Annotated in this window: 6 protein-coding genes; all 6 read right to left on the bottom strand. The window is 42.4% G+C overall.

The features are described from left to right. Positions 1-252: 252 nt before the first annotated feature. Complete coding sequence (locus A9239_RS08725; protein ID WP_048119957.1) at positions 253-1,041, bottom strand: C15orf41 family protein; 789 nt, start codon at positions 1,039-1,041, stop codon at positions 253-255. Between the two features lie 474 nt (positions 1,042-1,515). Continuing rightward, positions 1,516-2,226, bottom strand: coding sequence for a hypothetical protein (locus tag A9239_RS08720; RefSeq protein WP_048119959.1), 711 nt, complete (start codon positions 2,224-2,226; stop codon positions 1,516-1,518). Between the two features lie 60 nt (positions 2,227-2,286). Next, on the bottom strand, positions 2,287-3,138 hold the full coding sequence (locus A9239_RS08715) for a ribose-phosphate diphosphokinase (protein ID WP_048119961.1): 852 nt from the start codon (positions 3,136-3,138) through the stop codon (positions 2,287-2,289). A gap of 76 nt (positions 3,139-3,214) precedes the next feature. After that, positions 3,215-3,682: a cyclic pyranopterin monophosphate synthase MoaC gene (gene moaC / locus A9239_RS08710; protein WP_048156729.1), complete on the bottom strand. Its 468-nt coding sequence runs from the start codon at positions 3,680-3,682 to the stop codon at positions 3,215-3,217. 347 nt (positions 3,683-4,029) lie between these two features. Beyond that, positions 4,030-4,215: a hypothetical protein gene (locus A9239_RS08705; protein WP_048119963.1), complete on the bottom strand. Its 186-nt coding sequence runs from the start codon at positions 4,213-4,215 to the stop codon at positions 4,030-4,032. Positions 4,216-4,294: 79 nt separating this feature from the next. Continuing rightward, positions 4,295-5,803 (bottom strand): bifunctional ADP-dependent NAD(P)H-hydrate dehydratase/NAD(P)H-hydrate epimerase, encoded by a 1,509-nt coding sequence (locus A9239_RS08700; RefSeq protein ID WP_048119965.1) that lies wholly within the window; start codon positions 5,801-5,803, stop codon positions 4,295-4,297. Positions 5,804-5,932 lie beyond the last annotated feature (129 nt).

The raw sequence follows: 5,932 nt of genomic DNA, 5'->3' as shown, positions 1-5,932 counted from the left end.
TACTCATTATTTCAGCAGACCAGTGTCAAAATTATTCCAGATAAGTTTCATTTACATTCTGTCAGCAAACTAGTACTGCGATGTACTCGATTTTGAAGTAAGTTCATAAAACTTGACTTTTTAATAGACCTGTAAATCCCGTATTTTCTAGGAAATGAGGAATTAATTTTGGAATCGAAGCACTGGTATCAAAAGTATTTCATACAAGGTTCAAATGTATTCTATCAGCACTCAAACGTATTCAAACAGGACTCACCAGTATACCAGATAATTAAATAGCTCATCAACTTCCTCTTTATATTCTCCAAAAAAGCTATAGTTCTTTACAAGATAGCCCTCGGAAGGGAGATCTTCGAGATACCCGTACCAGTAGACAACCATGCCTTCTCCGAAAATCTCTGCATATTCCCGAAACTGTTTCTTTGAATAGTGCTCGTGTTCGAAGTAGTCTCCAAAAAGCGCTTTGCTTTCAATCCAGTTGACCATAAGATTGTCTATGCATACAGGATTTTCCAGGACAAAATCAGGAGTCTTGCCTTCTCCCTTGGCCCGAATGTCTGCTTCGGTACAATATGGAATTTCCCTATCATCAAGCCATTTCTGGATAAGTGCTTCTCCCATCTCGCCCTTCTTACACTGCATCTCATGGGCATGAGGCGAAAAGAAGTGATCGACATCAAGAGCTTTTTTGACTTCCTTTTGAAGACGGCGGTTTTCGATTAAGTCCACATTTTTGAAAAGCCAGTTTATACTTTTCTTGGAAATTTGACAATTCTTCATAATAAGGGATGCCATAAGGGTAGGAGGAAAGCCTGTGTATTCCGCAAGATCAAGAATAGTGCGTCCCTGTTTCCATTTTAAAAAAAGTTCGTTTTCCCTTGAATAAACTTTTCTGTGTTTGAACCGAGTCTTTTTTACGACTTTCTGATTGAGAATTGTTGCAAGCACACCTACGGGTTTGGAATATTCCTCCGAAAGGCGAAAAACATCTTTAAAGTCATGCAGTGAGCTGTAGATTGTCTGGTATGTCTGGCGGTCCATCCTGAATCATCATATCCTTTTTTGTATCCTTCCCGAGCACGCAAAATAAAAGTTAAGCAGTATAAGTTAAGTAGCATAAGTTAAGCAGCATAGTCAAACAGCATAAGTTAAGCAGCATAAGTTAAGCAGCATAGTCAAACAGCATGAAAAATGAGAATCTTATGATATCAAAATTCTCTCTCAGAAGTACAGTTGATTTTCCATAACTCCTTCGATATTCATGGATTATAATCATATCAACGTCTTAAAACCCAACGCTTTAAAACCATGAACAATCGGTTATAAAGGAGTCAAGAAAGTTCACTTCAGGAACGCCGGAGTAAAGATAATATAATTTTTTCTTCAAGGGTAAGAAACCCTTTCCGGAACTTCTATCTGTATTTCTGAGCTATTTCTTCGAGCTGAAGGCTGTTAACTGCCAAGCCTTTTTAAAAAGGATTGAGCGAAAAACAGCCATTTTCGGACTGAAGGTGGTTAACTCCAGAAATCCTCATCATAAGTATCAGGAAGGTCTATTTCCATTGCTTTATCAAGCTTTTTACGCTTTTCTTTATTCTCAGCGGACTTTATTACTTTTTCCTCTCTTCCTGGCAGGCAGGAGTCATCTTTTTTATCATTATTAAAAGGTGCAAAGATCGTCGTGTGCTTATCTCTTGAAATGACTTTTTCCGGGGTCTTTGGCTTTTCCTGGACTTTTGGTTCAATTTTTGCATGTATAACCGGGCTCTGTTCAACCGGCTCAATTTTCAATCCGGATTCCAGCCTTATAGAAGCTTTCTCAGCATCGCTGGGAGCATATCTTTGCCTTTCATCATGGTTTCCCTCAGGCTTCTGGTCAGGCTTCTTTACATCTGTTTCCTGGAAGTGCCGGTTCTTTGAAAATCTTTCTTCGTTTCTTTCAACAGATTGTTCCGAAGATTTATTTGTGAGCCTTGAAGGGGTCCAGTCTCCTATTTCAGAGACATCTTTTCTTTTAGAAAGCGGCTGCCTTCCTAGTTTCCGGAAAGTATCTTCAGCATAGGTATCCCTGTTACGTCCAGCTTTTCCGGATTTAATTCTACTTGTTATACTGTAACCTATAAGGCAGATGGGTTCTCTTGATCTCCACTCAAGGCAGAAGAGGTGGCACTCCCGCCCTTTACATGTCTGACTTTCATCAAGTGGACAGACTTCTGGAAGAGTCATAATACTAGAAACAACAGAACATAAAAAATAGTTAACGGTAATAAAATTAAACTATTTGTATCAGAGCCCTTTAAGGGCATCTGCAATAAGGGGAGCAACGCTCAGCCTGCTCTCTGCTTTTTCAAGAGTATCGGTTCCGAGAATATCCTTTACGCCCGCATTAAAGAGCCTTAAAACGGCGTTCCTCGCGAGTACAGGATGTACACAGGCAATGTAAACATCTGCTGCTCCCTGGGCTCTGAGCATTTTGATAGATTCTGCCATCGTCCCGCCTGTTGCAATCATATCGTCTACGAGGACAACATTTCTGCCCGTTACATCGAGATTCTTTGTCTTGATTACAACTGTATCCCCACTGAGTCTCGTTTTCTCCAAGTGATCATAATCAAAGCCCAGCCCTGATGAGACGTTCTTTATAAGCCCTTCAGCTCCCGAATCCGGAGCAAGCATAAGTGGATTTTCCAGGTTAAGCCCTGCAATATAGTCCCCAACAAGTTTAGCTGCCTCAAGGTTTTCCGCAGGGCCAGGGAAGTATTCAAGCACACTTTTTTCGTGGATGTTTATCGTAAAAACGCGGTCAGCTCTGATACAGCGGGCAATTGCGCGGGCACTGATTGGCTCTCCAGGCTTGAACTTCTTGTCCTGTCTGGCATATCCCATATAAGGAATCACGACATTGAGCTCTTTTGCTCCTTCACAAGCATCGATAAGCTGGAGCAGGGAAACAAGATCAGAATCAGTGGGTGTACTCTGAATAAGGGTCACACGCTCGTTTTCGGTCTCTTCTGCGATTCGGAGATAAAGTTCCCCATCAGGAAATCGATTAAACTCGGAAAGTACAGGCTCTATCCCTAAAGCCCGGGCAGTGCGGCTGGCAAGTAATTGTGATGCTGGTCCACCTATAATCTTCAAGATATATACCTCAGTCTGCGGTCTTGATATATCCCATCCTTTAAAAAGCTTATTTTTTAAGGGCTTACCCTGGGCTTTATCCTTTGAGTTTTTCGAGCACCCTGATATTTTGTATTGAAGTATGTGGATAATTTCCACTCTCGTCTTTTTCCACTGATTTCACCATATCCCAAATCGTCAGCAATGCTGCCGAAACCCCTGTGAGGGCTTCCATTTCAACTCCTGTTTTTCCGACAGTCCGGACTTTTACCTCCGCTGAAATCATCCCTTTGTCGATCTCAAAATCCACATCTATGGCAGTTATAGGGATCTGATGGCACATTGGAATTATGTCAGGAGTCTTTTTAATCGCAAGCACGGCAGCAACCCGCGCAGTTGCAAGCACATTGCCTTTTTCCACGTTTCCGGTTCGTATCTTCTCTATAGTCTCCCCGGAAAGCATAATTTCCCCTGCAGCCCGCGCCAATCTCGGAACCTCACACTTTTCACTGATATCTACCATATGTGCTCTGCCGGACTCAATATGAGTAAATTGCTTTTCCACAAAACCACCACGTTTTTCGTACATATTAACCTTGAATTAGAACCTTGATTTATCTGGTTTGATCCAGTCTAGCTATCAATTCCCTTTTTTCTAGAATTTCAGTGCTTATTTATGAAATTTCAATATTTTTCATATATTTTTGGCATTTCGATGTCCTTTTTGATATTTTTGGCATTTTGATGTATATTTTTGGCATTTTTAGCATTTCAGTGTATATTTAGGGTATATTTAGTATTTCAGTGCACATATAGAGTATTTTTAGCATTTTTTAGGGTATTTTTAGTATTTAGATGCCTTTTTCTGACATTCTAATGCTTTTTTGGCATTTCAACACAGATTTTCTTGGATCAGTCGATTCTGATTTGCTTTCTTTGTGAATAGTCTTCAATTACTTTATCCAGCTCTTCCCTAAGTCCTCTTGCTTCTTCAAGATTGAGTTTTATGACCTGTTCATCTTCCCCGTGAAAAATCGTAACTCTTATCCGATTTCTTTCGATTTTCAGCTTGATTTTCCTTTCAGTTTCATGTACCATACGAATTGTCTCCCCATTTTAGCAAATTTACAGTATTTTACACTTAGACATGACTCTATCTCTTATACTCAATCTTATTTTATCCAATCTCAGCCGCTTTAATTATTTTAGGAATATTCTCCAGAACATCCGTTGCAAGTAGTCCATTTCCTGCTTTCTCAAAAGCCAGATCCCCGGCTGCCCCATTGACGTGCGCAGCACAGGCTGCCGCGAGGAATGCAGGATTTCTGGAAAAAATCGATCCTGTAAGTCCTGCAAGGACATCTCCTGTGCCTCCCACGGTCATGCCCGGGTTTCCTGTCCTGTTCAGTAGGGTCTGCTTTCCGTCCGAGATAATATCGATTTTTCCTTTGAGAAGTGTTACAACCCCTTTTTCCTCCGAAAACTCCCTGACGGCTTTAATACGAGATTCCAAGCTATCAGGGGTTTCCATATTTCTCAGGCGGGCAAATTCTCCGGCATGCGGGGTTACTATCAGTTCGCAGTTGCCCGCAAGGCTTTCAAAAATAGCACCTGAGAGAGATGAGAGGGCATCGGCATCAAGAACCGCTTTCCTGCAAAAGGGCAGGATTTTTCGGATGGCTTCCAAGGTTTCTGCCGCTCTCCCGAGCCCCATACCCATCACAACTACATCATGGGAATTTATAAGGTCCATAAGGATTGAAAGATCTTCAGGGCAGAGGACATTTGAAGAGAGTTTTCGGACGATAAGGTTTGGAGAATATGATGCCACTATTTCAGCTACAGGTTCTGGAACTGCTACGGTTACAAGGTCTGCTCCAGCTTTAAGGGCCGAAAGGGACGCAAGGGCCGGAGCTCCTGAATACGGACCTCCTCCTATAACGAGGATTTTTCCGGAATCCCCCTTGTGTTCCCCGGACTCCCGCCTGCGCAGCATCATAAGGTCTCCGGGACCAACGTACTGTTCGGCGTCGACACATATTCCAATGTCTGCAACCTTTATCATGCCAGTGTATTCTTTTGCCTTCTCGCTCAAAAGCCCGGTCTTCATATGGTGAAAAGTAACAGTAAGCCCTGCATGCACAGCTTTTTCAAAATCCCCACTATCAGGGTCAAGTCCTGAGGGAATGTCAACTGAGATTACGGTTTTTCCGGCTTTCCCTTCCCGGTTTATAAAATCGATAACCTTTGATTCAGGATCTCTGAGCTTTCCCCTTATCCCGGTTCCGAATACTGCGTCGACGAGCAGATCAGCTTCCTGAAACGATTCTGAAGCCGAGGTTTCAAGCTGACTTGAGTCCGTTATTTCGAGCACATCAACACGGCTGAACTTCAGAAGGGAAAAGTTATGGAGAGCTTCTTTCGTTCTTATATCCCTGGCTTTTCCTAGCAGCATTACCTTTACAGTGTATCCTGAAGAGCCTGCAAGGTGTCTGGCCGCGACAAAAGCGTCTCCTCCGTTGTTTCCCCGGCCTGCGAGAAAAAGTACCCTACCACTCTCAAGCCTTTCCCGTATGTGCTGTGCAATAACGGCCCCTGCATTTTCCATTAACTGGACAGGTAGAAGCCCAAGGCATTCACAATTTCGGTCTATCGCTTTTATCCTCAAAGAATTAATGCACTTCATAACTATTACCTGCCGGACTATCTTATATGGTCTCCTTGCCTATTTGAGCTGTCAAATCATTTCTGCAAACCTGAATTCTCTGACTCATATGAATTCTCTGGCTTTATAGATGAGGCTCTCAAATTAGAA

The organism is Methanosarcina sp. A14 (assembly GCF_001729375.1).
Taxonomy (GTDB): domain Archaea; phylum Halobacteriota; class Methanosarcinia; order Methanosarcinales; family Methanosarcinaceae; genus Methanosarcina; species Methanosarcina barkeri.
The sequence above is the reverse complement of the archived record's forward strand: the minus strand, read 5'-3'. Positions and strand labels throughout refer to the sequence as shown.

Coding starts and splice junctions, on each gene's coding strand:
- A9239_RS08700 (WP_048119965.1), bottom strand. CDS start 5,803: ATGAAGTGCATTAATTCTTTGAGGATAAAAGCGATAGACCGAAATTGT.
- A9239_RS08705 (WP_048119963.1), bottom strand. CDS start 4,215: ATGGTACATGAAACTGAAAGGAAAATCAAGCTGAAAATCGAAAGAAAT.
- A9239_RS08725 (WP_048119957.1), bottom strand. CDS start 1,041: ATGGACCGCCAGACATACCAGACAATCTACAGCTCACTGCATGACTTT.
- A9239_RS08720 (WP_048119959.1), bottom strand. CDS start 2,226: ATGACTCTTCCAGAAGTCTGTCCACTTGATGAAAGTCAGACATGTAAA.